Here is a 21,335-nt window from a genome sequence, read left to right as displayed (position 1 = left end):
AGGGGAGGACTCGATGTCTGTGGACTCGGACGGTCGGCCCGACACACAGCCCGGCCCGACGTCGACGACATGACGTCGTCCCGTGGCGGTCGCGGCGGGCCGGCCGGTCCGCTGCGCGTGGCGCCGCCGACCCACCCGTTCCTCGTGATGAACCCACGCTCGGGCGCCGGGAAGGTGCGGCGGTTCGGGCTGGCGGAGAAGGCGGCATCCCTCGGAGCGAGCGTGCTGTTCCTCGATGAGGACGAGCGCGAGCTGGCGGCCCGTCTGCACGCGGCGGTCGACGACGGGGCCGATCTGCTCGGCGTTGCGGGCGGCGACGGGACGCTCGCACCCGTCGCCGAGGTGGCCGCGGAGCGCGGTGTCCTCTTCCTGGTGATCCCGGCCGGTACGCGCAATCACTTCGCCCTCGACCTCGGGCTGGACCGGTCCCGGCCCGACCGGGCACTGGACGCTCTGAGCGACGGCGTGGTGTCGGTGGTCGACCTGGGCGTCGTCGGTGCGCGCCCGTTCGTCAACAACGTCTCGCTCGGTGCCTACGCGGAGATCGTCGGTCGGCCGGATTACCGGGACAGCAAGCTCATGGTCGCTCTGGACGTCCTCCCGGACGTGCTCTCCGGGCGCGTGGAGCAGTGCTTCACCGTGCGCGCCGGCCCGATGACCGTCACCGACCCGACGGTCGCCCTCGTCAGCAACAACCCCTACGGCGCCCGCGGTGCCGGGGGTGTCGCGCGACGGCGGCGTCTCGACCTCGGTGTTCTCGGGCTGATGTGCGTGGACGTGGGGAGGCCGGGGGAGGCCCTCGCCGCCGGGGAACGACAGCACCCACCGGCCATCGTGGCCACCGCGGAGGAGGTCGTCATCGATGCTCCGTCCCCGGTGGTGCGGGCCGCGGTCGACGGTGAGAGCACCTGGCTCGACACACCGGCCGTCTGCCGGATCCGTCCCCGCTCGCTGCGGGTGCTGATTCCGCGGCACCGTCCCCGCGCTGCCGGACACCGAGCCGCAGCGGCACCGCGTCCGGTGGGACGCGCGACCGCGCGGTGATGACCAGGGGGTTCCGACGACGGAGGCGCATCGTCCGGGACCTGTGATCAAGCGGCGGTGTCCGGCCGTGGTGCGGCGTCCGGGTCGGGCAGGGGACGGTCGCAGATCGCACGGGCTTCGTCGGCGGGGACGCCGAGCATGCGGAGCAGGTCCTCGGTGACGAGATCGGTCGCCGTCGCATCGTCGCGGCCCGGGTCGTCGTGCAGCAGCTGGCCCAGGGTCAAGGCGGTACCCGTGACGACGACGAGGGCGAGGTCCGCATCGCGGACGGTGGCGAACCGTCCGGCCCTGACGGCCGCATCGACGTCGCGGCGCGCGCGGCCGGCGAGGCCCTGACCGGAGCTCGCCAGAGCCAGGCCGTTGTTCAGCAGGACCTTGCTGAGCTCGGGATGCCGGCGATGCAGTCGCCCCGTGAGCCGGAAGCTCTGGGCGAACGCCTCGGCGGGGTCGTCGATGTCCTCGGTCAGGGTGTCCAGGGTCTGCCCGAAGGTCTCCAGCGCGTCCTCGACGGCGGCGTGGAAGAGCTGCTCCTTGGTCTCGAAGTAGTTGTAGAACGACCCCATCCCGACGTCCGCGAGCTGGGTGATCTCGGCGATCGGGACGGCGGTCCTCCCGCTCGCGATACAGGTCTGGGCGGCGCGGACCAGTGCGGCACGGGTGCGTGCCTTGCGCCGGTCCATGCGGTTGCGTGCCTGCTCGGTCATCGCGCTGGTCCTCCCGTCGGGTTCCCGCATCCACTCTAGCGTCGAGCGTCAGAGTTGACGAATTAGTCAGACTCGCACCACCACGGCAGCCGTCGGCGGGCCAGGTCGGAACCGGAGTCCACGACCGAGCTCGAGCTGCCTCCGGGGCTCCGGCGGGCTGCTCACATGGCTGCCATCGCGATGCCGGTCACCGAGTCAGTGCTGACGAATTCCTCAGAAGCGCTTGACTGAGCAACGTGTCATGACTGACGATATCCTCATTACTGAGGGGAGTAGTCGATGATCAACAACCGCGATCCCCACGCGGAGCTGCACAGCGAGCAGGGCGCGATGGCCGGTGAGCATCCAGGCCGCGCCCGCGATCCGATCGTCAGGGTGCACGACCTCGCGTGGCTGGAGTTCGAGAAGCCCGACCTGGACGGGGCGGAGCGCTTCGCGCGGGCCTTCGGGTTCACCACGGCGGCGAGCACGCCCGATGAGCTGCACCTGCGGGGGACCGACCCGGGCGCGCCCTGCGTGCTGATCCGGCGCGGCCGCCGCTCGGCGTTCACGGGTCCCGCCTTCCGCGCCGCCGACTCGGGCGACGTGCTCCGGCTCGCCGAGGCGACCGGCCGTCGGGCGGTGAAGCTGCCCGAGAGCCTGGGTGGGCTGGCCGTCGATCTGGTCGATCCGAGCGGGCTGCGGGTGCGCGTGGTGTCGGACACCAACGAGCTGGCCGAGCTGCCGGCCCAGGCACCGCTGCGGCTCAACGTCGGTCACCGCGCGGTGCGGACCAACGCCACCCAGCGTCCGGTGCGGGAGCCCGCGCGGGTGCAGCGGCTCGGGCACGTGGTGTGGCAGACGACCACGTACCGGGAGACGCTCGACTGGTACCTGGATCACCTGGGGCTGATCGTCAGCGATTTCCTGTACTACCCGGGGCAGCGGGAGCGCGGTCCGGTGATGAGCTTCATCCGTTGCGATCGCGGCGCCACCCCGAGTGACCACCACACGCTGGCGCTGGCGCTGGGGCCGGCGAACCGGTACGTGCACTCGGCCTACCAGGTCGCCGACCTGGACGCGCTGGCCTCGGGCGGGGAGTACCTGCGCGACCAGGGCTATCACCACTCGTGGGGCATCGGCCGCCACATCCAGGGCAGTCAGATCTTCGACTACTGGCGCGACCCGGACGGGTTCATGGTCGAGCACTTCAGCGACGGCGACCTGTTCGACGACACCCTCGAGCCCGGGTGGGCCCCGATGACGGCCTCCGGCCTCGCGCAGTGGGGACCGCCGGCGACCAAGGACTTCCTCGGCATCGCCCCGGGCCCCCAGGTCCTGCAGGAGCTCCGCACCGTGGTCGGCGCCCTGCGCCAGGACAACGAGTTCGACGTCGAGCGCCTCCGCGGTCTGGTGAAGGTGGCGGCGTCATGAGCATCTCCGTGCTGCGCACCGCCGACGCCTGGTACGTCTCCACGCCCGGCGGAGCGACCTGGATCGACACCGCCGCGACGACGACCGCGGAGCTGCTGGCCGATCGGCCGGCGATCGCCGCCGCGGCGGCGGGCGGGCGGACCGTGCCGGTCGGCTCGCTCGACCTCGTCTCCCCGGTGACGGCTCCGTGTCGCGTCGTCGCCCAGATGACCAACTTCGCCTCGCACGTCGAGGACGCCGGGATGGATCCGGACACCGTGCCGCTGACGTTCTTCCGGAAGGCCTCCGGCTCGATCAGCGGCCCGTTCGACGACGTCGTCAAGCCGTCCCACGTTCGGCTGCTGGACTACGAGGTCGAGATCGGGCTCGTGATCGGGCGCGAGCTGCCGGTGGGCACCGAGGTCGGCGAGGACGACCTGGCCACCGCCGTCGCCGGTCTGGTGGTCACCAACGACGTCTCCGCCCGCGACCTGCAACTGCCCAAGACGCAGTTCTACGAGTCGAAGTCCTACCCGACGTTCACCCCGGTCGGCCCGGCGCTGGTGCTGCTCGACGCCGACGAGCTCAAGCGGTTCCCCGACCTGCGCCTGCGGCTGTCGGTCCACGGCGAGGTCCGGCAGGACCGCACCGTCGGTGGCGACATGATCTATCGACCGGCCGAAGCCCTGACGGCCTTGACGCGGTTCCAGCGGCTCGACGTCGGTGACCTGGTGCTCACCGGGACGCCGGTGGGCACGGCGCTGTCCGCGCCGTCCCGGCCGGCGCAGATCCTGGGATCCCTGGTCCCGCCGGCCACCAAGTGGACGATGTTCTTCAGGAGTCAGGCGCGCAATCCGAAGTACCTCGCCGACGGCGACGTCATCGCAGCGAGCGTCGCCACCGACGACGGTGTCATCGACCTCGGTACCCAGCGCACGGTCGTGAGGGACGCGCGATGACCGACGATCTGCTCTGGCCGCGCTACGCCGCGCCCACCGACCTCGCCGCGATCGAGGCCGTCCCGCTGGCCGACCGGGACCTGCCGGAGACCACCTACGCGCTGCTCGCCCGGGCCGCGACCCGCTGGCCCGCGCGCACGGCGCTCTCGGTCCTGCCCGACGCCGCCCGCTGGCGGGAACCGGAGTCACGCTCGTTCGCCGAGCTGCTCGCCGACGTGCACCGCTGCGCCAACCTGCTGCACCGCCTCGGCGTCCGCCGCGGGGACGCGGTCGCCCTGATGGCGCCCAACTGCGCCCAGCTGGTCACCGCGATGCTGGCCGCGCAGCTCGCCGGCATCGCCGCCCCGGTCAACGGCGCGCTGTCCCGCCCGCACCTGGCCGAACTGCTGCGCCGGTCCGGTGCCCGCGTGCTGATCACCGCCGGGCCCGAGCTCGCGCCCGAGGTCTGGGAGACCGCACGGGCGCTGGCCGACGAGCTGGACGCGGTCCTGGTGTTGCGCCCGACCGGCGCGGGCGGTGCGGCGCCACCGCTGGACGACATCGCGGGAGTGCGGGTCGGCTACATCGATGAGCAGGCCGCGACGGAGGACGCCGAGGCGTTCGCCGGCGAGCCGCCCCGGTCCGCCGACCTCGCTGCGTTCTTCCACACCGGTGGCACCACCGGCGCGCCCAAGCTCGCCGCGCACACGCACGCCAACGAGGTAGCCGACGCGTGGATGCTCGCGGCGAACTCGTTGATCGACCCCGACACCGTGGTGTTCGGCGCGCTGCCCCTGTTCCACGTCAACGCGCTGGTGGTGACTCTGCTCGCGCCGCTGTTCAAGGGGCAGCGAGTCGTCTGGGCCGGGCCGTTGGGCTACCGGGATGCCGCGCTGTTCGGCGAGTTCTGGCGGATCGTGGAGCACCACCGGATCGCCACGATGAGCGCGGTGGCGACCGTGTACGCCACCCTGGCCCAGGTCCCGGTGGACGCCGACATCAGCAGCCTGCGCTTCGCCATGGTCGGCGCCTCGCCGCTGCCCCCCGCGGTGCGGACGGACTTCCAGCAGCGCACGGGCGTGCCCCTGCTCGAGGGCTACGGCCTGACCGAGGCCACCTGCGCCAGCGCGCGCAGCTTCCCCGACGCGCCCCGGCCGGGCGCGGTCGGTCAGCGACTGCCCTACCAGCACATGACGGTGCTCGAGAACGGGGTGCTCGCGATCAGCGGCCCGACGGTGTTCCCGGGCTACGTCGTCGGCCGCGAGGACCACGGCTACCGGCTCGACGGGTTGGGCAAGCTCGTCGACGGTTGGCTGGACACCGGCGACCTCGCCGAGATCGACGAGGACGGGTTCGTGCACCTGCGCGGCCGCGCCAAGGACCTCATCATCCGCGGCGGCCACAACATCGACCCCGCGCTCATCGAGGACGCACTGCTTGCCCACCCGCACGTCACGGCGGCCGCCGCCGTCGGTCGGCCCGACGCGCACGCCGGCGAGGTGCCGGTGGCCTACGTGGCCGTGGCCCCGGGCGCCGCCGTCGACGAGGTCGGCCTGCTCGCGTGGGCCGCGCAGCGGGTGCCCGAACGCGCCGCCGTGCCCAAGGCCGTCACCGTGCTGGACGCCCTGCCCCTCACCGCCGTCGGCAAGCCGTACAAGCTGGACCTGCGCGCCGACGCGACCCGGCGAGCCGTCGCGGACGCCCTCGCCGCGGTCCCCGACGCCGAGGTCGAGGCGCACATCGACGACGGGTCCGTCGTCGTGACGGTGACCGCCCCGACGTCGTGCGACCGGACCGCGATCGGGGACGCGCTCGGCGCCTACGCCGTCACCTGGAACCTCCACATCACTCAGGACGCCTCATGACCCCCGTCATCGGCTTCGCCGCCGCCATCGTCGTGATCTTCGCCGGGCTCGGCCTGGTCAAGGTCCTCGCCCTCGCCCCGGCCCGCGCTCTCGCCACCGAGGCCGGCTTCTCCGTCGACGCCTACCGGCGCATCGGGGCCCTCGAGCTCGCCGGTGCCGTCGGCGTGGCGCTCGGCCCGGCCGTGCCGGTGCTCGGCGTCCTGGCCGGGACCGGCCTGCTGCTCCTGCTGGCCGGTGCCGTGGTCACCCACCTGCGCCACCGCGACGGCGTGCGCCGGATCGCGCCCGCGGTGGTGTGCGCGGTCCTGGTCGCCGGCTACCTTGCCGCGCTCGGGCAGGCCGTGTCATGACCGCGCCACACGTGCCGGTGCTCGTGGTCGGCGCCGGTCCGACCGGATTGACCGTCGCGACGCTGCTCGCCCAGCGTGGCGTCGAGTGCCTGCTGCTCGACCGGTGGGCCTCGATCTACCCGCAGCCCCGCGCGGTGCACCTCGACGACGAGGTCTACCGCATCCTGGCCCGGCTCGGACTGCGCGAGGAGTTCGCCGCGATCTCCTGGCCGTGCCACGGCCTGCGCCTGGTCGACCCGAGCATGCGCGTGCTCGCGGAGCTTCGCCGCGCCGGCGGGACGGGGCGGCACGGCTTCCCCGAGGCCACCATGTTCGACCAGCCCGAGCTGGAACGCCTGCTGCGCGCGAACCTCGAGCGGCACCACACCGCGACACTGCGCGGCGACATCGAGGTCACCCGGGTCACCCAGGACGGCGCGGGCCCGGTCCGCGTCGACTACACCGACCGGGTCAGCGGTGCGCAGGGCTCGGTCCTCGCCGACCACGTGCTCGGCTGCGACGGCGCCAACAGCCTGGTCCGCGCCGCGATCGGCGCCACCATGCAGGACCTGCACTTCGAGCAGCGATGGCTGGTCGTCGACGTGGCCACCGACGCCGAGCTCGATGAGTGGGAGGGCGTGCACCAGGTGTGCGACCCGTACCGCGCCGCGACCTACATGCGGATCGGACGCCACCGCTACCGCTGGGAGTTCCAGCTGCGCCCGCACGAGACCGTCGAGGACTACCGGCACATCGACCAGCTGCATCCGCTGCTGCGGCCGTGGACCAGGGACATCCCGAGCGACGCGCTCCACGTGGTCCGGGCTGCGGAGTACACCTTCCGAGCGCAGCTGGCCGACCACTGGCGCGACCGACGGGTGTTCCTGCTCGGCGACGCCGCCCACCTGACCCCGCCGTTCGTCGGGCAGGGCCTGTGCGCCGGGATCCGCGACGCCGCCAACCTGGCCTGGAAGCTCGCCGCCGTCCTCGACGGGAGCCTGCCCGAGCAGGTGCTCGACAGCTACGAGGCCGAACGGAAGCCGCACGCCCGGGCCATGATCCGGCTCGCCAAGCTCATCGGGACGGCCATGACCCAGGGCGGCGACGCCGGCACGCTCCTGCGCCGGATCGTCGTGCCGCGTCTGGCCCGCATCCCCGGCCTGTCCCGGATCGTGCTGGACAGCGAGACCCCGCCCCTGCACCGCTCCGCGCTCGTCCTCGGCCCCCGCCTGCGTCTCCGCCGGCGTCGCCTCGCCGGGCGGCTGTGCCCCAACGGCCGGTTCGGCGACGGCCGGCGTCTCGACGAGGTCACCGGGGGCCGCTTCGCGCTCGTCACCATCGGCCCTGCCTCGCCGACGGTGACGGCCGAGGCGCGGCGGCGCGGCGGTGTGTGCTTCGCCGCCCCGGCCGACAGCGACCTGCACCGCTGGTTGCGTCGAGGCCGCGCCCGCGCCGCCGTCGTCCGGCCGGACGGCACCGTCCTGCACGCCGGGCGCGACCCGTCCGGACTCTGCGCCGCCCTGCCCCACCACGGCCACGAGGAGGAGTCGTGACCACAGCACTCGCCGTCGACGCCATCGGCGGCCCCAATCCCGTCGTCGGGCTCCGCCGCAAGGACCTCGTCGACTCCGTGCGCTCGGTCGTCGGCGAGGCGGTGGCGCACCCGTCGCACACCACGGCGAGCCTGAGCCACCTGACCAGGACCGCGGCGGAGGTGGCCCTCGGGCGCGCCGCGCCGGCACCCGACCCCAAGGACCGCCGATTCGCCGACCCCGCCTGGTCGCAGAACCCCTGGTACCGCCGCCTCATGGGACTCCACCTGGCCGCCGAGACGGAACTGGACACCTGGCTCGCGGGCACCGAGCTGGCACAGGTGGACCGCGAGCGGGCCCGTTTCGTGCTCTCGTTCCTGCTCGACGCCGCGTCGCCGAGCAACCTGCCGCTGAACCCGTCCGCGGTGAAGCGTGTCCTCGACACCGGGGGCACCAGCGTCATCGCCGGCCTCCGGCACTTCCTCGGCGACGTGCGCGACAACGGCGCCTTCCCCCGACAGGTCGACGCCGAGAAGTTCGTCGTCGGCGGCAACCTGGCCACCACCGACGGCGCCGTGGTGTACCGCACCGAGGTCCTGGAGCTGATCCAGTACCGGCCGCGCACCGAGAAGGTGCGCGCCCGCCCTCTGCTGATCGCACCACCGCAGATCAACAAGTTCTACGTCTTCGACCTCTCCCCGAAGAAGAGCCTGGTCCGCTACGCCCTCGAGCAGGGGTTCCAGGTCTTCGTGATCAGCTGGCGCAACCCGACCGAGGAGCACCGCGACTGGGACCTCGGCACCTACCTCACCGCGACCGAGGAGGCGATCGACGTCGTCCGCGACATCACCGCCTGTCCGGATGTCAACCTGGTCGGCGCGTGCTCCGGCGGCATCACCTCGGTGGCGCTCACCGCCTACCTCGCGGCGCGGGGCAGAGACGTGGTCCACTCGCTGTCCCTGTTCGTCAGCGTGTTCGACATGACCGAGGACCGGACCCTGCTCGGCGTGTTCGCCAGCGAGGAGTCGCTCGAAGCCGCCAAGCGGCACTCGCACGTGCGGGGCGTCCTGGACGGGCGTGAGCTCGCGAAGGTTCTCAACCTGTTGCGCCCCAACGACCTCATCTGGACCTACTGGGTGAACAACTACCTGCTCGGCAACGACCCGCCCACCTTCGATGTCCTGTACTGGAACAACGACACGACCCGGCTGCCCGCCGCCTTCCACGGGCAACTGATCGACATCTACCGCGACAACTCCCTGGCACACCCCGACGAGGTCATGGTCGACGACACGCCACTCGACCTCGGCTCGATCACGACGGACGCCTTCGTCATGGCGGGCACGACCGACCACATCACGCCGTGGGACGCCTGCTACCGCTCGGCCCAGCGTCTCGGCGGCGACGTCGACTTCACCCTCAGCAGCTCGGGCCACATCCAGAGCATCCTCAACCCGCCCCACGGCAACCCGAAGGCGACCTACTTCGTCAATCCCGACCGCCCGGACGACGCCCACCGGTGGCTGGACGGAGCGACGAAGGTCGCGGGCAGCTGGTGGCCGAGGTGGATCGACTGGCTCGGCCGGCGCTCCGGGGACGAGGTCGCCGCTCCGGTCGAGCTGGGCGACGCCGAGCACGCCCCGCTCGAGGCCGCGCCCGGGAGCTACGTGCGGGCATGACCGCCGTCCACGGCCCGCGGCAGGTCCACGGGGTGACCCTGAACGTCGACGTCCAGCCCGGTGAGGGCGTCCCCCTGCTGCTGTGCAACGGGATCGGGGCCAACGTCGAGCTCCTGCAACCCCTGGTCGACGACCTGCACGTCCAGGGGGGCCGGCGCATGCCGGTGATCCGGTTCGACATGCCCGGCACGGGCGGCTCGCCGACCACGCGGCTGCCCCGGCGGATGCACCGGTGGGCGCGGATGGTGGCCGACCTGGTGACCGACCTCGGCTACGACGAGGTCGACGTCCTCGGCATCTCCTGGGGCGGCGCGCTGGCCCAGGAGTTCGCCCACCGCCACCCCCGGCTCTGCCGCCGCCTCGTGCTGTGCGCGACCAGCATGGGCATGGTCATGGTCCCCGCGAGACCATCGGTGCTGCTCACGCTGGCCAGCCCGCTGCGCTACTTCGGCCCGAGCCACCTGCGCGAGACCGGCCGCCGGATCTACGGGGGCGGGTTCGGCTCCGACCCCACCCTGGCCGCGCGCTTCGCCACCCACACCAGGGCTCCCGACCCCCTCGGCTACTACTGGCAGATCGCCGCGGGCGTGGGCTGGACCAGCGCCCACTACCTGCCCCACCTGCCCCAGCGGGTCCTGCTCCTCGCGGGCGACGACGACCCGATCATCCCCACCGTCAACGCGCACCTCATGGCGCGGCTGCTGCGGCACGGCCGCCTCCACGTCGTGCGCGGCGGCGGCCACCTGGCCCTGCTCACCCACGCCGCCGAGGTCGTCCCCCTCGTCCACGACTTCCTCACCGACGGCGAGACGACCTCCTGATCGTCCCTTTCTCGCACCGGGAGAACCCCATGAACGACACCGACGTCCCCGTCCTCACCGCCGGCAGCGGCAGCGCAGGACGACGACCGAGACCCGCGCTCCACCCGGACCGCCGTCCGCGGTCATGACCGCTCTCGACGGTAGCGACGCGTGGAGCAGGGCCGCGGGACGTTGGTCCTTCGCCGGAGGCCCGAAAGCCGGTGCTCGCCCCCGAGGTGACAGCGAACCCTCCGCGGCCACAGCCGCGGAGTGACGAGAAGGAGAGGATCGAGGAGGTACTCATGCACGCAGACACGGACGCGCCCGGAGGACTCGCGGGACAGCTGTTGCGCCGAGAGGCGGCGCGGTGGTGGTGGGCGCCGTTGGTGGCGGGCATCGCCTGGTTCGTGATCGCGTGGGTGGTGCTGCGCGCGGATGTGACCTCGCTGGCGGCCGTGGGGCTGCTGGTCGGGGTCGTGTTCCTGGTCGCCGCGGCCACCGAGGTCGGCCTGACCGCGCTGGTGGCGGGCGGCTGGAGGGTCGTGCACATCGTGCTGGCGGTCGTGTTCGTGCTGGCCGCGGTGTGGGCGTTCGTCCGACCCATCAACACGTTCTTCGCGTTGGCGTCGGTGCTGGGGCTGTTGCTGCTCTTCCAGGGGGTGTTCTACATCGCCCGAGCGGCGGTGGTCCGGGAGGTGAGTCCGTTCTGGTGGATCGGGATGGTGTGCGGGGTGCTCGTGGCCCTGCTCGGGTTGTGGATGTCGGCGTCGGACCGAGTCTGGGACCTGGCCGCCCGGGCGGTGTTCATCCTGCTCTTCGTCGGCTTCTACGCGGTGTTCCGCGGGATCAACGACGTCGTGCTCGCCTTCGAGCTCCGTCACATCGGCCGGGAGCCGCGAGAGGCTGCCGCCGCCGGCGGCGAGGCACCGCAGGTGCCCACGCAGGAGCGTCGCCACGTGACGGCCGACGCGCAGCCGGGCTCTCAGCCCGACTCGGCATCCGGCGCGTCAGCCACGGCCGGACCCCGGTGATCCGACCAGATCCAGGAGGGGTCGGCTGATGACCGCAACCCGCGACGCGACGGTCGACCGCCGGCGCCGCAACCTCGGCGAGGCACTCGGCACGGACTTCTTCTTCGTGCGCGATCAGTTCACCGACGAGCAGTGGCAGTCGTTCATCCGGACCCGCCGCTTCGTCGACGAGGAGGTCCTGCCCGTTGCCGCGGACTACTGGGAACGCGCCGAGCTGCCCTGGCCGCTGATCCGCCGCCTGCCCGAGCTCGGGATCGTCGGCGAGGACATCCACGGTTACGGATGCGCCGCCATGACGCCCACCGCGTGCGGGTTGGTGCACATGGAGCTCCACCGCGGCGACGGCAGCCTGGGCACCTTCCTCGGGGTGCACGCCGGGCTGGCCATGCAGTCGATCGCGCTCTGCGGCTCGCCGGAGCAGCGGGCGCGATGGCTGCCCGACATGGCCGCACTGCGGCGCACCGGAGCGTTCGCGCTGACCGAACCCGACCACGGCTCGGACTCGGTCGCCCTCGAGACCACCGCTCGCCGCGACGGCGACCACTGGGTCCTCGACGGCCACAAACGCTGGATCGGCAACGGCAGCGCCGGCGACATCATCGTGGTGTGGGCGCGCTCCACCGAGGACGGGCAGGTCAAGGGCTTCGTCGTCGAGAAGGGGCCCGACGGGTACCCGGACGGCTATTCGGCCGAGGTCATCGGGCGGAAAGGATCGCTCCGCTCGATCTGGCAGGCCGACATCGTCCTGGACGGCGTCCGGGTCGCTGACGACAACCGGCTCGCGGATGCGCACGATTTCGCCGCCGCGGGTCGTGTGCTGGCCAATACGCGCAGCATCTGCGCCTGGATGGCCCTCGGCCACGCCACCGGCGCCTACGACGCCGTCCTGACCTACGTCAGCGAACGCCGTCAGTTCGGGCGCACGTTGACCAGTTTCCAGATCGTCCAGCAGCGCCTGGTCAAGATGCTGGCCGAACTGACCGGCATGCAGCTGTACTGCATGCAGATCGGGCGCCTCGCCGACCAGGGACGCCTGTCGCCCACCGTGGCCGGGCTGGCCAAGATGAACAACACCAGCAAGGCGCGCTGGCTCATCGCCGAAGCCCGCGACCTCATGGGCGGCAACGGCATCCTGCTCGACCACCACGTCATGCGGCACATGGCCGACATCGAAGCCATCCACACCTTCGAGGGCACCGAGACCATGCAGACGCTGATCGTCGGTCGCGACATCACCGGGATCGGCGCGTTCACCGCGGGCGCCCGCTGACCACGTGTCGACGCGCCCGGGCAGCATCACCGAGGGAGATCAGGTGGGAGACGATGGACTACTCGCCGCAGCTGACGACACTGGAGCAGAAGGTCGCCGAGGCGAAGAGAGCGGTGGAGACCGCCACCACGGAGTCCCGCGAGCGGCTCCAGCAGCGGATCGGCGAAGCTCAGGCCGACCTCGACCGCGCCGCCGAGGACGCCAAGAAGCGCGCTGACGCCGCGGCCGCCAGCACGCGGAACAACTGGGCCCAGATGAAGGCCGACGCCGCGGCCAAGATGGACGACATCAAGGCGAAGGTCGACAGGCGGAACGCCCAGCTCGATGCCCGCCTCGCCGCCGACGAGGCGACGTGGGCCGAGGACGAAGCGACCACCGCGATCGAGTTCGCCGCGTGGGCCGTCGACACCGCGGGTCTGGCGATCCTGGACGCGATCGACGCCCGCGCCTACGCCGACGAACGCCAGAAGGTGACCGCCGGCTGAGGTTCGCGGCCGCGGACGGCCACCCAGGCCGGCCCCGTCGACGCCACCCCACGGTGCGGGTCGGCGGGGCCGATCTCTGGCCGGGGACGACCTCCGGGTGCTCGAGTCACAGATGGTTCGGCCGGAGGGGCCGTGAAGCGATCCTCGGTCGCCGGGGTCTCCTCGCCGTGGGGTGTGGGGTCGCCCGACGACGCCGGTGTCTACCTCGACGTCGAGAACCGCGCGGGCTTGCTGTGACACCTCGGCTCCTGAGCCGCGCTCCACCACAGGGGCGGAGAGCGTCGACACGGTGGTGGCCTGGCGTCGTGTGTCTACCGTGGCTCGGTGACCTCCGCCGACGGGTCCGCGGGTGCCGACCCCGAACGAAGCGCACACCGCACACGGGCGCCCGTGCGCGTGATCACCGAGCGGCTCAAGGAGAGGGTGTACGCCCAGCTGAGCGTGGTCGCGGTGACGATCGGCCTCGCGCTCGGCGAGTCCGGCAGCGCGCGGGCGGCGGCATCGGCGGTCGCCGCGACCGCCCTCGGCCTGTGGCTGGCCACGGTCGCAGCCGACCAACAAGCACACGCCGCGGTGCACGGGCGGGTCGCCCGCGGCCACGATCTGAGGATTCTGCTGTTCCGGACGAGCCCCCTGCTCACGGCCGCCATCGGGCCGCTGCTGATGATCGGGCTGGCGGCCCTGGAGGTGCTGCCGCTGGTGACCGCCCTCTACCTCGCCGCCGGCGTCGATCTCGCGCTCATGTTCGTCTGGGGGTTCGGTCTCGGGCGCCGGATGGGCGCAGGCCTGCTGGCGGCGCTGTTCTCGGGGCTGGCCAACCTCGTGATCGGCCTGATGGTGGTCGGAGTGAAACTCCTGGCCGGCCACTAGCCTGCGCGCCTGTTCGGCCTGCAGTGCCCCGTGCTCGTCCGGTGGGCGTCGTGGGTGGTGACCGGCGGAACACGGGCGTGGAGCGCAGCCGGGCGCCCGCTCAACCGCCGGTGGTAGGTGTGCTCCACGGTCACGTCACGAGCAGGACGCGAGGACCTCGCGGTCGTCGCGCTGGACGCGGTCGACGACGGTGCGGGTGGCGGTGTCGATGACCGTGTCCGGCCCGCCGGTGTGGCTCACGACGAGGCGGGTGCCGTCGGTGGACAGGTCGAGCCCGGTCCCGCCGGCGTCGACGAGGATCGTCGCCACGACCCGTTCGGTCCGGGTGTCGATCACCGTCACCGTCCCGGCCGCGGGGTCGAGGACCCAGAGGTAGCGCCCGTCGATGCTGTGCACCTGGACGGTCGGGCACCGGTCGGCCGTCTCGGCGGCGTGGCCGCGCCCGGTGGGGACCAGCGCGGCCCGGTGGTGGACGAGGTCGACGACCCACCGCCGATGACCGTGGTCTCCCTGGCGGGCGTGGTGTCCGCGGACCGGACGGTGACCGTGGTGGTGGCCGGCGTGGTGGCCGGTGTCGTGGTGCCCGGGGGAGGGGTGGCCCTTCCCGGGCGGGCAGGGTCGGGGCGTCGGGTGCCCCGGCGTCGGGTGCCCGGGCGTCGTGGCGACCGGACTGATGGCGACGGTCACCGGGACGACGACGACACCGCCGTGGCCGTCGGTGACGCGCACCGTGAAGGTGTCGGTCGTGGGCCCTCCCTGCGCGGCGGCCCGCCGGGCGGCGTCGGTGGGGGTGTAGGTCCAGCGGCCGGTGACCGGGTCGACGAGGACCGAGCCGTGGGCGGGGCCGGTGCCCGCGGAGTACCCGAGGGTGTCGCCGTCCGGGTCGGTGACGCCGACGTCCCCGGTGACCACGCCGGTGGCCGGGTTCGTCGTCGGGGCCGACGGTGCGCCCGGGGCGGTGGGGACGGCGTTGGCCGGGGTGATCGTGACGGTGACGGCGACGGGGGTGCGCAGGCCCGCGTCGTCCACGACGTCGACGGTGAAGGTGTCGGTGGTGGGCCCGCCGGCGGCCCGCGGCGTGACGGGCGGACGCGCTCGGGGTGTAGACGAACGCGCCGGTGGTGGGGTCGACGGTGACCGTGCCGCGGGCCGGGCCGGTGCCCAGGGCGTAGCCGAGGGGATCGCCGTCGGGGTCGGTGACCTCGACGCCGCCCGTGACGCGCCCGGTGCCCACGTCGGTGACCGGAGCGGTCGGGGTGATCGCCACCGGTGCCCGGTTCGGGGAGATCGTGACGGTGACCGGCACGGTGACGACGCCGCCGTGGCCGTCGTCGACGGTCAGGGTGAAGGTGTCGGTGGTGGGCCCGCCGCTGGCCGCGGCGGCACGGGCGGCCGGGTCGGGGACGTAGGTCCAGTCGCCGGTGACGGGGTCGACGGTGACCGAGCCGTGGGCCGGGTCGCCGCTGACCGTGTAGGTGAGGTCGTCCTCGTCGGCGTCGCCGACGCCGGCGTTGCCCGTGACCTGCCCGCCGCGGCGGCGGTCGGTGACGGGCGCCCGCGGCGGCGTAACCGGGACCGACGGGGCGACGTTGTCCGGGTCGATCGTCACCGTCACCCGCACCGGGATCTGCCCGCCGCGGCCGTCGGAGACCAGCACGGTGAACGTGTCGGTGACCGGCCCGGTGCCGTTCGCGGCGGCCCGCGCGGCGTCGTGGCGAGCCTGTGTCGTGGGGGTGTAGGTGACGGTGCCGTCGGGGCCGGGCGTGGCCGTCCCCAGCGCCGGGTCGGGCGCGTCGGTGGGGTCCACCGCGAGCTCGAGGGGATCGCCGTCGGGATCGGTGACGCCCAGGTCGACGGTCACCGCGCCGTCGGCACCGGGCTGCCCGGCGACCGGTCCGGCCCCCGGTGCGGGCGGCTCGTTGGGCGTGACCACCGGACCCTCCACGGGGCCGAGCACGGTGAGGTGGGCTGTCTGCACCCCCGTGAGGGGGTCGGAGCCCTCGGTGACGACGTAGACGGTGCCGTCGGGACCGTGCACGACCGTCGTGCGTGACCCGGGGACGGTGGCCGTCACGGGAGGCGCGTCGGGTCGATTGGGGTCGACCTTCACGATGTGCGTGGTGTCGGTCCCGGTGGCGTGGCCGTACTCGGTGGCGACGACGGTGACGCCCCCGTCGGGACCGGTCTCGATCCAGCCCGAGTAGCCGGGCACCGTGACCGTGATGGCGCCGCCGGGGTCGGAGGGGTCGAGCACCAGGAGATGCGTGACGTACTCACCGGTCGCCGGATCGGGTCCGTTGCTCAGGATCCGCAGGGTGCCGTCGGGGCCGATCTGCAGCGCGGTCATGGACCCGGGGACGGTCGCGACGACCTCCGACTCTCCGGGCCGGGCGGGATCCACGGCCACGACACGAGTGGTGCTCGCGCCCGTGGCCTGGTCGTACTCCGTGGCGGAGACGTACAGCGTGCCGTCGGGCGCGAACTGGTAGCCGCTCCAGGAGCCGGGAAAGCCGGCCGTGCGAGGTGTGGAGGTCGGGTCGGTCGCGTCGACCACCGCGACGTGCGTCGTGGCCGTCCCCGAGGCGTCGTCGTACTCGGTCGTCAGGACGTAGAGGGTGCCGTCGACGCCGTGGAGGGCGCGGCCGTTGTACCCCGGGAGGGTGACGACGACGGGCGCGGCGTCGAGGTCGGTGGGGTCGACCACCGCGACGTGCGTGCTGTACGTGCCCGTGGTGGCGTCGCGCTCCTCGGTGACGACGACGAGGCTGCCGTCGGGACCGCGCTCCGGTCGATCCTCGGCCCTGCCCGGGAGGATCGTCGTGACCGGCGTGGCGCCCGGCCGGGAGGGGTCGATGAGCGTGACGCGCGTGGTGTAGGAGTCGGTGTCGGGGTCGTAGGCGTGGGTGAGGACGCTGATGACACCGTCGGTCTCGACCTCGACCCTCTCAGGGTGACCGGGCACGGTGACCGAGCGGCGCGTCGCGTCGGGGTCGCTCGGATCGACCGTCGTGAACCGCGTGGTGGTCGCTCCGGTGGCCCGATCACGTTCGTAGGTGACGACGGTGACGGTGCCGTCGGCGCCGCGGATGATCCTCTCCAGCGCCCCGGGAACGGTGATCGTGGTGGGCGTCGCGTGGATGTCTTCGGGGTCGATCACCGCCAGGTGTGTCGTGGACGTCCCGGTGGTCGGGTCGGACTCGCGGCTGACGACGAAGAGGTCGTCGTCGGGGCTGTCGCCCACCTCCCGGAGCTCGCCGGGGAGGACGGTGGTCGTCGGGGCGGCCTCCGGGTCGGTCGGGTCGACCACGGCGATGTGGGTCGTGGTCCTCCCGGTGGCGCGGTCGTACTGGTGGGTGACGATCATGACGGAACCGTCGGCGTTCGTCCCCGTCCACTGCAGCAGGCCGGGGAGGGTGACGGTGGCGGGTGCGGCGCCATGGTCGGTGGTGTCCACGACCACGACGTGTGTCGTGAAGGCCCGAGGTTCGAGATCGGAGTCGGCCTCGTAGGTGACGACGGTGAGGGTCCCGTCGGCCCCGCTCACGACCCTGTCGATCCGCCCGGGCAGGGCGACCACCACCGGGACGGCCTCGGGATCGCGGGCGACCACCGCGAGGCGGGTCGTGGCCGTCCCGGCGGTGAAGGAACCGGCGTAGGTGACGACGTAGGCGGTGCCGTCGGGCGCGAACTCGATCCGCTGGAACTCCCCGGGCAGGGAGGTGACGGTGGTCGCGGCTCCGGGTGCGGTCGTGTCTACCGGCGCCACGTGGGTGGTGTACGTCTGGCTCGCATCGTAGTCGCGGGTGACGACGTAGAGCGTGCCGTCGGGCCCGGACACGACACGGTCGCGATAGCCGGGCAGGTCGGAGGCGACGGGCAGCCCGACCGGGTCCGAGGGGTCGATCACCACGACATGGGTCGTGTCGTCGCCGGTGACGGGGTCTTGCGCCCAGGTGAGGACGAGGACCGTGCCGTTTGGACCGGACAGCACATCCTGGGGGTAGCCGGGGACCGTGGACGTGACCCATGTGGCGCCGGGGGAAGGAGCCAGCACGGCGAGGGTGGTCATCCCGTGTCCGGCGTCGTCGTAGCCGGAGGTCGCGACCGCGGCCGTCCCGTCGGGACCGAAGGTGACCCTGCTGGGGCCGCCGGGGAGCGTGATCGTGAGCGGCGTCGCGTCGGGGTCGACCGTCCGCACCGCGGTGACGACGCTGGAGTAGCTCTGCGCGACGTCGTCGTAGGCGTAGGTGATGACGTAGACGGTGCCGTCCGGGCCCGTCACCACCCCGTAGGTCTCGCCGGGGAAGGTCGTCGTGACGGGGTCGGTCGCGCTCGGTGCCAGCCCGGTCGTGACGTCGCCGGTCTGCCCGGTCCGGCTCGCGGTCGGACTGCTGATCAGCGAGCCCTGTCCGCGGCGGGCCATGGCGGCGAGCAGGAGCGCGGCGGTCGGGCCCGGCTCGGCCGGGCCGTCGGTGCCCAGCCCGGCCAGGGTCGTCGCGGCGGCCACGATCGGGTCGACGACCGCCGTGATCGCCTCGGCGACGGTGCCGGCCGTCGGCGCGGTGTCGTCGCCGCCCGGGACCGAGCCGGTCGCACTGGTCGTGCCGCCCCCGGGGGCGTCGGCAGGGTTCCCCGTGGCGCCGCCACCCGCGCCCGCCGCCGTGCTCACCCCGGACGGCGTCGCGGGCGCGGCGGTCGTCGCGGCGGCGGCCCCGGTGGGCCCGTTCGGCGTCACCGCCGGAGCGGTCGGCGCCGGAGCGCCCGGTCGCGTCGCGGAACCGGTGCTCTCGGTCGACGACGACGGGGTGTCATCTGAGGGAGAGGTACTCGTGGCGGAGGTCGGCGCGGCCGCCGAGGTGTCGTCCGAGCCCGAGGCTCCCTCCGAGTCCGACCCCGAGTCCGACCCCGCCTCCGACCCCGAGTCCGACCCGGCCCCCGAGTCCCCGGGGTCGCCGGAGCCCGGGTCGTCGGTCGCCGACCCGGCGTCGGAGCTCGACCCCGAGTCGGAGCCCGCGTCGGACGCCGCCGCGGACGACGACTCCGAGCCGCCGTCGCCGTCGGACCCTTCCGCGTCCCCACCGGTCTCCGGCTCGTCGGCGGACACGAGGGCGATGCCGCCCGGTGCGGCGTCGACGACGTCGGCCCTGCCCGACGGCTGCCCGCCGTGCAGGAGGACGCCCGCACCGAGCGCCACGGCGAAGGCGGCCTTCAGCGTCTGGGGTGACCGGATCGGCCGGACGCGCACCCTGCCGGTGGAGCGTGCTGACCTCGTGCGTCGTCCGTCCATCGTTTCCCCCCGCGGTGGACCGCCCGGGATGGGACCGAGACGGTACCTCTTTCGGCTGATGCCGAGACTCTTGTTGGCTGTGTGTAGCAGGATGGGCCTGTCCTCCGCGTGTCGCTAAGGATCACGCCGTTGTTACGTCGCCCAGATGGCCTAGCAGATCGAAGAGCGGTGACGGGGAGCACGCGATTGGCCACGCCGACGCGGTGCCCCACCGACCGCAGGGCTCCCGCCCACTCCGCGCGGTATCCGGACATCGCCCTTGCGGTCCGACGCAGCAGCGCGCCCACAATCTGCGCCGTGCAGCGGGTGGCGGGGATGGACCGGGCGCTGGCGGTGCTCGCCGGCGGGGCGTTCCTGACGCTGCTCATCGGGACCGTCGCGTCCGGCGAGTCGCTCGCGGCCGTGCTGCTCGGCGCGGTGTTCGTCGTCCTGGCCACCGCCGCGTTCGTGTGGGTGCGGCGCCGGGACCGGCTGGCCTGGTCGGTCGCCTACGTGGCGGTCCAGCTCCCGCTGGCGTTCGTCGTCTTCGTGCTCAACGCCGGGGTCGGGGCGACGCTGTTCCTCGTCGTGCTGACCAGCCAGTGCGTGCTGCTCCTGCCCCTGCCCGCGGTCGTCCTGGTGTGCGCCTGCGTGCCGTTCGTCCACGTCGGGATGTCGTGGAGCGACGGCTTCCGCGAGGGCCTCGGGACGCTCGCCGCGGTGGTGTTCGCGGCGATCGTCACCGGCCTGCTGCAGCGCGAGCAGCGCACCCGCCGGGAGCTGGCGACCGCCCACGAGCGCCTCGGCGAGTACGCCGCGCAGGCCGAGCGCCTCGCCGCCGAGCAGGAGCGCACCCGCGTGGCCCGCGACATCCACGACGGGCTCGGGCACGCGCTCACCGTGGTCCAGATGCAGGTCAAGGCGGCGCGGGCGGTACTGGCCGCCGACGCCGAGCGGGCCGACGAGGTGCTCGCGAAGGCCCAGGACCAGGCCGAGGCCGCCCTGGCCGAGGTCCGCCGCTCGGTGCGCGCGCTGCGCGACGCCGACGCCCGGCGCCCGCTGACCGAGGCCCTGCAGGAGCTCGCCGACCTGAGCTCCGAGGCCGGGGTGGCGACGCGGCTGGTGGTCGCCGGCGACCCGCGCCCGCTCGCGGACCCGGCCCGCGACGCGCTCTACCGCGTCGGGCAGGAGGGGCTGACCAACGTGCGCCGCCACGCCCGGGCCTCGACGGCGGAGCTGCGCCTCGAGTACGGTCCGGACGCCGTGCGGCTCGACGTCCGCGACGACGGCACGGGCGCCGCGCCGACCGATCCGTCCTCCGGGGTGGGCGTGCTCGGCCTGCGGGAGCGGGCGGCCGAGGTCGGCGGGCACGTGGCGCTCGAGTCGGTGCCGGGGCGGGGGACGACCCTGCGCGTGGAGGTGCCGGCGTGACCCCGGTGCGGGTGCTGCTCGTGGACGACCAGGCCCTGTTCCGGGAGGCGCTCGGGACGCTCCTGGGCGCGAGCGAGGGCGTCGAGGTCGTCGGCGAGGCCGCGGACGGCCGCGAGGCGCTCGACCGCGTGGCCGCGCTCGCGCCCGACGTCGTCCTCATGGACCTGCGGATGCCCGTGCTCGACGGCGTCGCGGCCACCCGCCGGCTGCGCGTCGAGCACCCCGCCGTCCACGTCATCGCGCTGACGACCTTCGACGACGACGAGGAGGTGTTCGCCGCCCTGCGGGCCGGGGCGATCGGCTACCTACTCAAGGACGTCTCGTCCGCGCGGCTGCTCGAGGCGGTGCAGGCCGCGGCGCGCGGCGAGTCGGTGCTCGCGCCCACGGTGGCGGCGAAGGTCGTCGCCCGCGTCGCCCGCCACCTGCGCGAGGAGACGCCGGCGGACCGGCCCCTCGTGGTGCCCCTCTCCGAGCGCGAGCGGGAGATCGTCCGGCTGCTCGCCGACGGCCGCAGCAACCGCGAGATGGCCGCCCGGCTCTTCCTCGCCGAGGGCACGGTGAAGAACCACGTGACCAACGTGCTCGCCAAGCTCGGCGTCCGCGACCGCACCCAGGCCGCCCTGCGGGCCCGCGAGCTCGACCTGCTCTGAGACTCCATGGCCCTTCCGGTGGCCGCCTCGGCGGCTGAGAATCGGTGCG

The 21,335-nt window shown here is 73.4% G+C and carries 16 protein-coding genes and 1 pseudogene; 14 read left to right on the top strand and 3 right to left on the bottom strand.

Translation table 11 applies throughout. The features are described from left to right. Nucleotides 1-69 precede the first annotated feature (69 nt). Nucleotides 70-1,044, top strand: coding sequence for a diacylglycerol/lipid kinase family protein (locus PH190_RS03315; RefSeq protein WP_274230078.1), 975 nt, complete (start codon nt 70-72; stop codon nt 1,042-1,044). 47 nt (nt 1,045-1,091) lie between these two features. On the opposite strand, the gene PH190_RS03310 is transcribed toward PH190_RS03315, so the two are convergent. Further along, nucleotides 1,092-1,748 carry a TetR/AcrR family transcriptional regulator gene (locus tag PH190_RS03310; RefSeq protein ID WP_274230077.1) on the bottom strand — a complete coding sequence of 219 codons (657 nt, stop codon included), beginning with the start codon at nt 1,746-1,748 and terminating at the stop codon, nt 1,092-1,094. Between the two features lie 279 nt (nt 1,749-2,027). Between PH190_RS03310 and PH190_RS03305 the strand changes: the two genes are divergently transcribed. The 11 genes from PH190_RS03305 to PH190_RS03255 all read left to right on the top strand — a co-directional run bounded on the left by PH190_RS03305 (nt 2,028) and on the right by PH190_RS03255 (nt 13,939). After that, nucleotides 2,028-3,161 carry a VOC family protein gene (locus PH190_RS03305; protein ID WP_274230076.1) on the top strand — a complete coding sequence of 378 codons (1,134 nt, stop codon included), beginning with the start codon at nt 2,028-2,030 and terminating at the stop codon, nt 3,159-3,161. Further along, nucleotides 3,158-4,099, top strand: a complete 942-nt coding sequence (locus tag PH190_RS03300; RefSeq protein WP_274230075.1) for a fumarylacetoacetate hydrolase family protein — start codon at nt 3,158-3,160, stop codon at nt 4,097-4,099. Before PH190_RS03305 ends, PH190_RS03300 begins: the two co-directional genes overlap by 4 nt. Then, on the top strand, nt 4,096-5,943 hold the full coding sequence (locus tag PH190_RS03295; RefSeq protein WP_274230074.1) for an acyl-CoA synthetase: 1,848 nt from the start codon (nt 4,096-4,098) through the stop codon (nt 5,941-5,943). The genes PH190_RS03300 and PH190_RS03295 overlap by 4 nt, the downstream gene beginning before the upstream one ends. Continuing rightward, nucleotides 5,940-6,293 (top strand): DoxX family protein, encoded by a 354-nt coding sequence (locus tag PH190_RS03290; protein WP_274230073.1) that lies wholly within the window; start codon nt 5,940-5,942, stop codon nt 6,291-6,293. The genes PH190_RS03295 and PH190_RS03290 overlap by 4 nt, the downstream gene beginning before the upstream one ends. Continuing rightward, on the top strand, nt 6,290-7,825 hold the full coding sequence (gene mhpA, locus PH190_RS03285) for a bifunctional 3-(3-hydroxy-phenyl)propionate/3-hydroxycinnamic acid hydroxylase MhpA (protein WP_274230072.1): 1,536 nt from the start codon (nt 6,290-6,292) through the stop codon (nt 7,823-7,825). The genes PH190_RS03290 and mhpA overlap by 4 nt, the downstream gene beginning before the upstream one ends. Continuing rightward, nucleotides 7,822-9,483, top strand: a complete 1,662-nt coding sequence (locus PH190_RS03280; RefSeq protein ID WP_274230071.1) for an alpha/beta fold hydrolase — start codon at nt 7,822-7,824, stop codon at nt 9,481-9,483. The genes mhpA and PH190_RS03280 overlap by 4 nt, the downstream gene beginning before the upstream one ends. Further along, the gene (phaZ, locus tag PH190_RS03275) at nt 9,480-10,304 is read left to right on the top strand and encodes a poly(3-hydroxyalkanoate) depolymerase (RefSeq protein ID WP_274230070.1); all 825 of its coding nucleotides are present in this window, start codon (nt 9,480-9,482) and stop codon (nt 10,302-10,304) included. The genes PH190_RS03280 and phaZ overlap by 4 nt, the downstream gene beginning before the upstream one ends. A gap of 281 nt (nt 10,305-10,585) precedes the next feature. Beyond that, a complete protein-coding gene (locus tag PH190_RS03270; RefSeq protein WP_274230069.1) occupies nt 10,586-11,314 on the top strand; it encodes an HdeD family acid-resistance protein in 729 nt (242 codons plus the stop codon). 28 nt (nt 11,315-11,342) lie between these two features. After that, complete coding sequence (locus tag PH190_RS03265) at nt 11,343-12,584, top strand: acyl-CoA dehydrogenase family protein (RefSeq protein WP_274230068.1); 1,242 nt, start codon at nt 11,343-11,345, stop codon at nt 12,582-12,584. Nucleotides 12,585-12,637: 53 nt separating this feature from the next. Further along, the gene (locus PH190_RS03260; RefSeq protein ID WP_274230067.1) at nt 12,638-13,069 is read left to right on the top strand and encodes a hypothetical protein; all 432 of its coding nucleotides are present in this window, start codon (nt 12,638-12,640) and stop codon (nt 13,067-13,069) included. A 390-nt stretch (nt 13,070-13,459) separates the two neighbouring features. Continuing rightward, nucleotides 13,460-13,939 carry a hypothetical protein gene (locus PH190_RS03255; RefSeq protein ID WP_274230066.1) on the top strand — a complete coding sequence of 160 codons (480 nt, stop codon included), beginning with the start codon at nt 13,460-13,462 and terminating at the stop codon, nt 13,937-13,939. Nucleotides 13,940-14,074: 135 nt separating this feature from the next. Here PH190_RS03255 and PH190_RS30715 read toward each other — a convergent pair whose 3' ends face one another. Both PH190_RS30715 and PH190_RS30710 read right to left on the bottom strand, forming a co-directional pair. After that, entirely contained in the window at nt 14,075-14,968 is an 894-nt protein-coding gene (locus tag PH190_RS30715; RefSeq protein WP_420791581.1) for an Ig-like domain-containing protein, read from the bottom strand. A gap of 271 nt (nt 14,969-15,239) precedes the next feature. Further along, nucleotides 15,240-16,286, bottom strand: a pseudogene (locus PH190_RS30710) (Ig-like domain-containing protein); the annotation flags it as partial. A 3,237-nt stretch (nt 16,287-19,523) separates the two neighbouring features. On the opposite strand from PH190_RS30710, the gene PH190_RS03245 reads away from it, so the two are divergent. Next, nucleotides 19,524-20,636 carry a sensor histidine kinase gene (locus tag PH190_RS03245; RefSeq protein ID WP_274230064.1) on the top strand — a complete coding sequence of 371 codons (1,113 nt, stop codon included), beginning with the start codon at nt 19,524-19,526 and terminating at the stop codon, nt 20,634-20,636. Beyond that, nucleotides 20,633-21,286 (top strand): response regulator, encoded by a 654-nt coding sequence (locus PH190_RS03240; RefSeq protein ID WP_274230063.1) that lies wholly within the window; start codon nt 20,633-20,635, stop codon nt 21,284-21,286. The genes PH190_RS03245 and PH190_RS03240 overlap by 4 nt, the downstream gene beginning before the upstream one ends. Nucleotides 21,287-21,335 lie beyond the last annotated feature (49 nt).

The organism is Actinomycetospora straminea (assembly GCF_028737255.1).
Taxonomy (GTDB): Bacteria; Actinomycetota; Actinomycetes; order Mycobacteriales; family Pseudonocardiaceae; genus Actinomycetospora; species Actinomycetospora straminea.
The sequence above is the reverse complement of the archived record's forward strand: the minus strand, read 5'-3'. Positions and strand labels throughout refer to the sequence as shown.

What these genes read in the sequence shown, in the direction of transcription:
- PH190_RS03315 (WP_274230078.1), top strand. Translation starts at nt 70, where the DNA reads ATGACGTCGTCCCGTGGCGGTCGCGGCGGGCCGGCCGGTCCGCTGCGC.
- PH190_RS03310 (WP_274230077.1), bottom strand. Translation starts at nt 1,748, where the DNA reads ATGACCGAGCAGGCACGCAACCGCATGGACCGGCGCAAGGCACGCACC.
- PH190_RS03305 (WP_274230076.1), top strand. Translation starts at nt 2,028, where the DNA reads ATGATCAACAACCGCGATCCCCACGCGGAGCTGCACAGCGAGCAGGGC.
- PH190_RS03300 (WP_274230075.1), top strand. Translation starts at nt 3,158, where the DNA reads ATGAGCATCTCCGTGCTGCGCACCGCCGACGCCTGGTACGTCTCCACG.
- PH190_RS03295 (WP_274230074.1), top strand. Translation starts at nt 4,096, where the DNA reads ATGACCGACGATCTGCTCTGGCCGCGCTACGCCGCGCCCACCGACCTC.
- PH190_RS03290 (WP_274230073.1), top strand. Translation starts at nt 5,940, where the DNA reads ATGACCCCCGTCATCGGCTTCGCCGCCGCCATCGTCGTGATCTTCGCC.
- mhpA (WP_274230072.1), top strand. Translation starts at nt 6,290, where the DNA reads ATGACCGCGCCACACGTGCCGGTGCTCGTGGTCGGCGCCGGTCCGACC.
- phaZ (WP_274230070.1), top strand. Translation starts at nt 9,480, where the DNA reads ATGACCGCCGTCCACGGCCCGCGGCAGGTCCACGGGGTGACCCTGAAC.
- PH190_RS03270 (WP_274230069.1), top strand. Translation starts at nt 10,586, where the DNA reads ATGCACGCAGACACGGACGCGCCCGGAGGACTCGCGGGACAGCTGTTG.
- PH190_RS03265 (WP_274230068.1), top strand. Translation starts at nt 11,343, where the DNA reads ATGACCGCAACCCGCGACGCGACGGTCGACCGCCGGCGCCGCAACCTC.
- PH190_RS03260 (WP_274230067.1), top strand. Translation starts at nt 12,638, where the DNA reads ATGGACTACTCGCCGCAGCTGACGACACTGGAGCAGAAGGTCGCCGAG.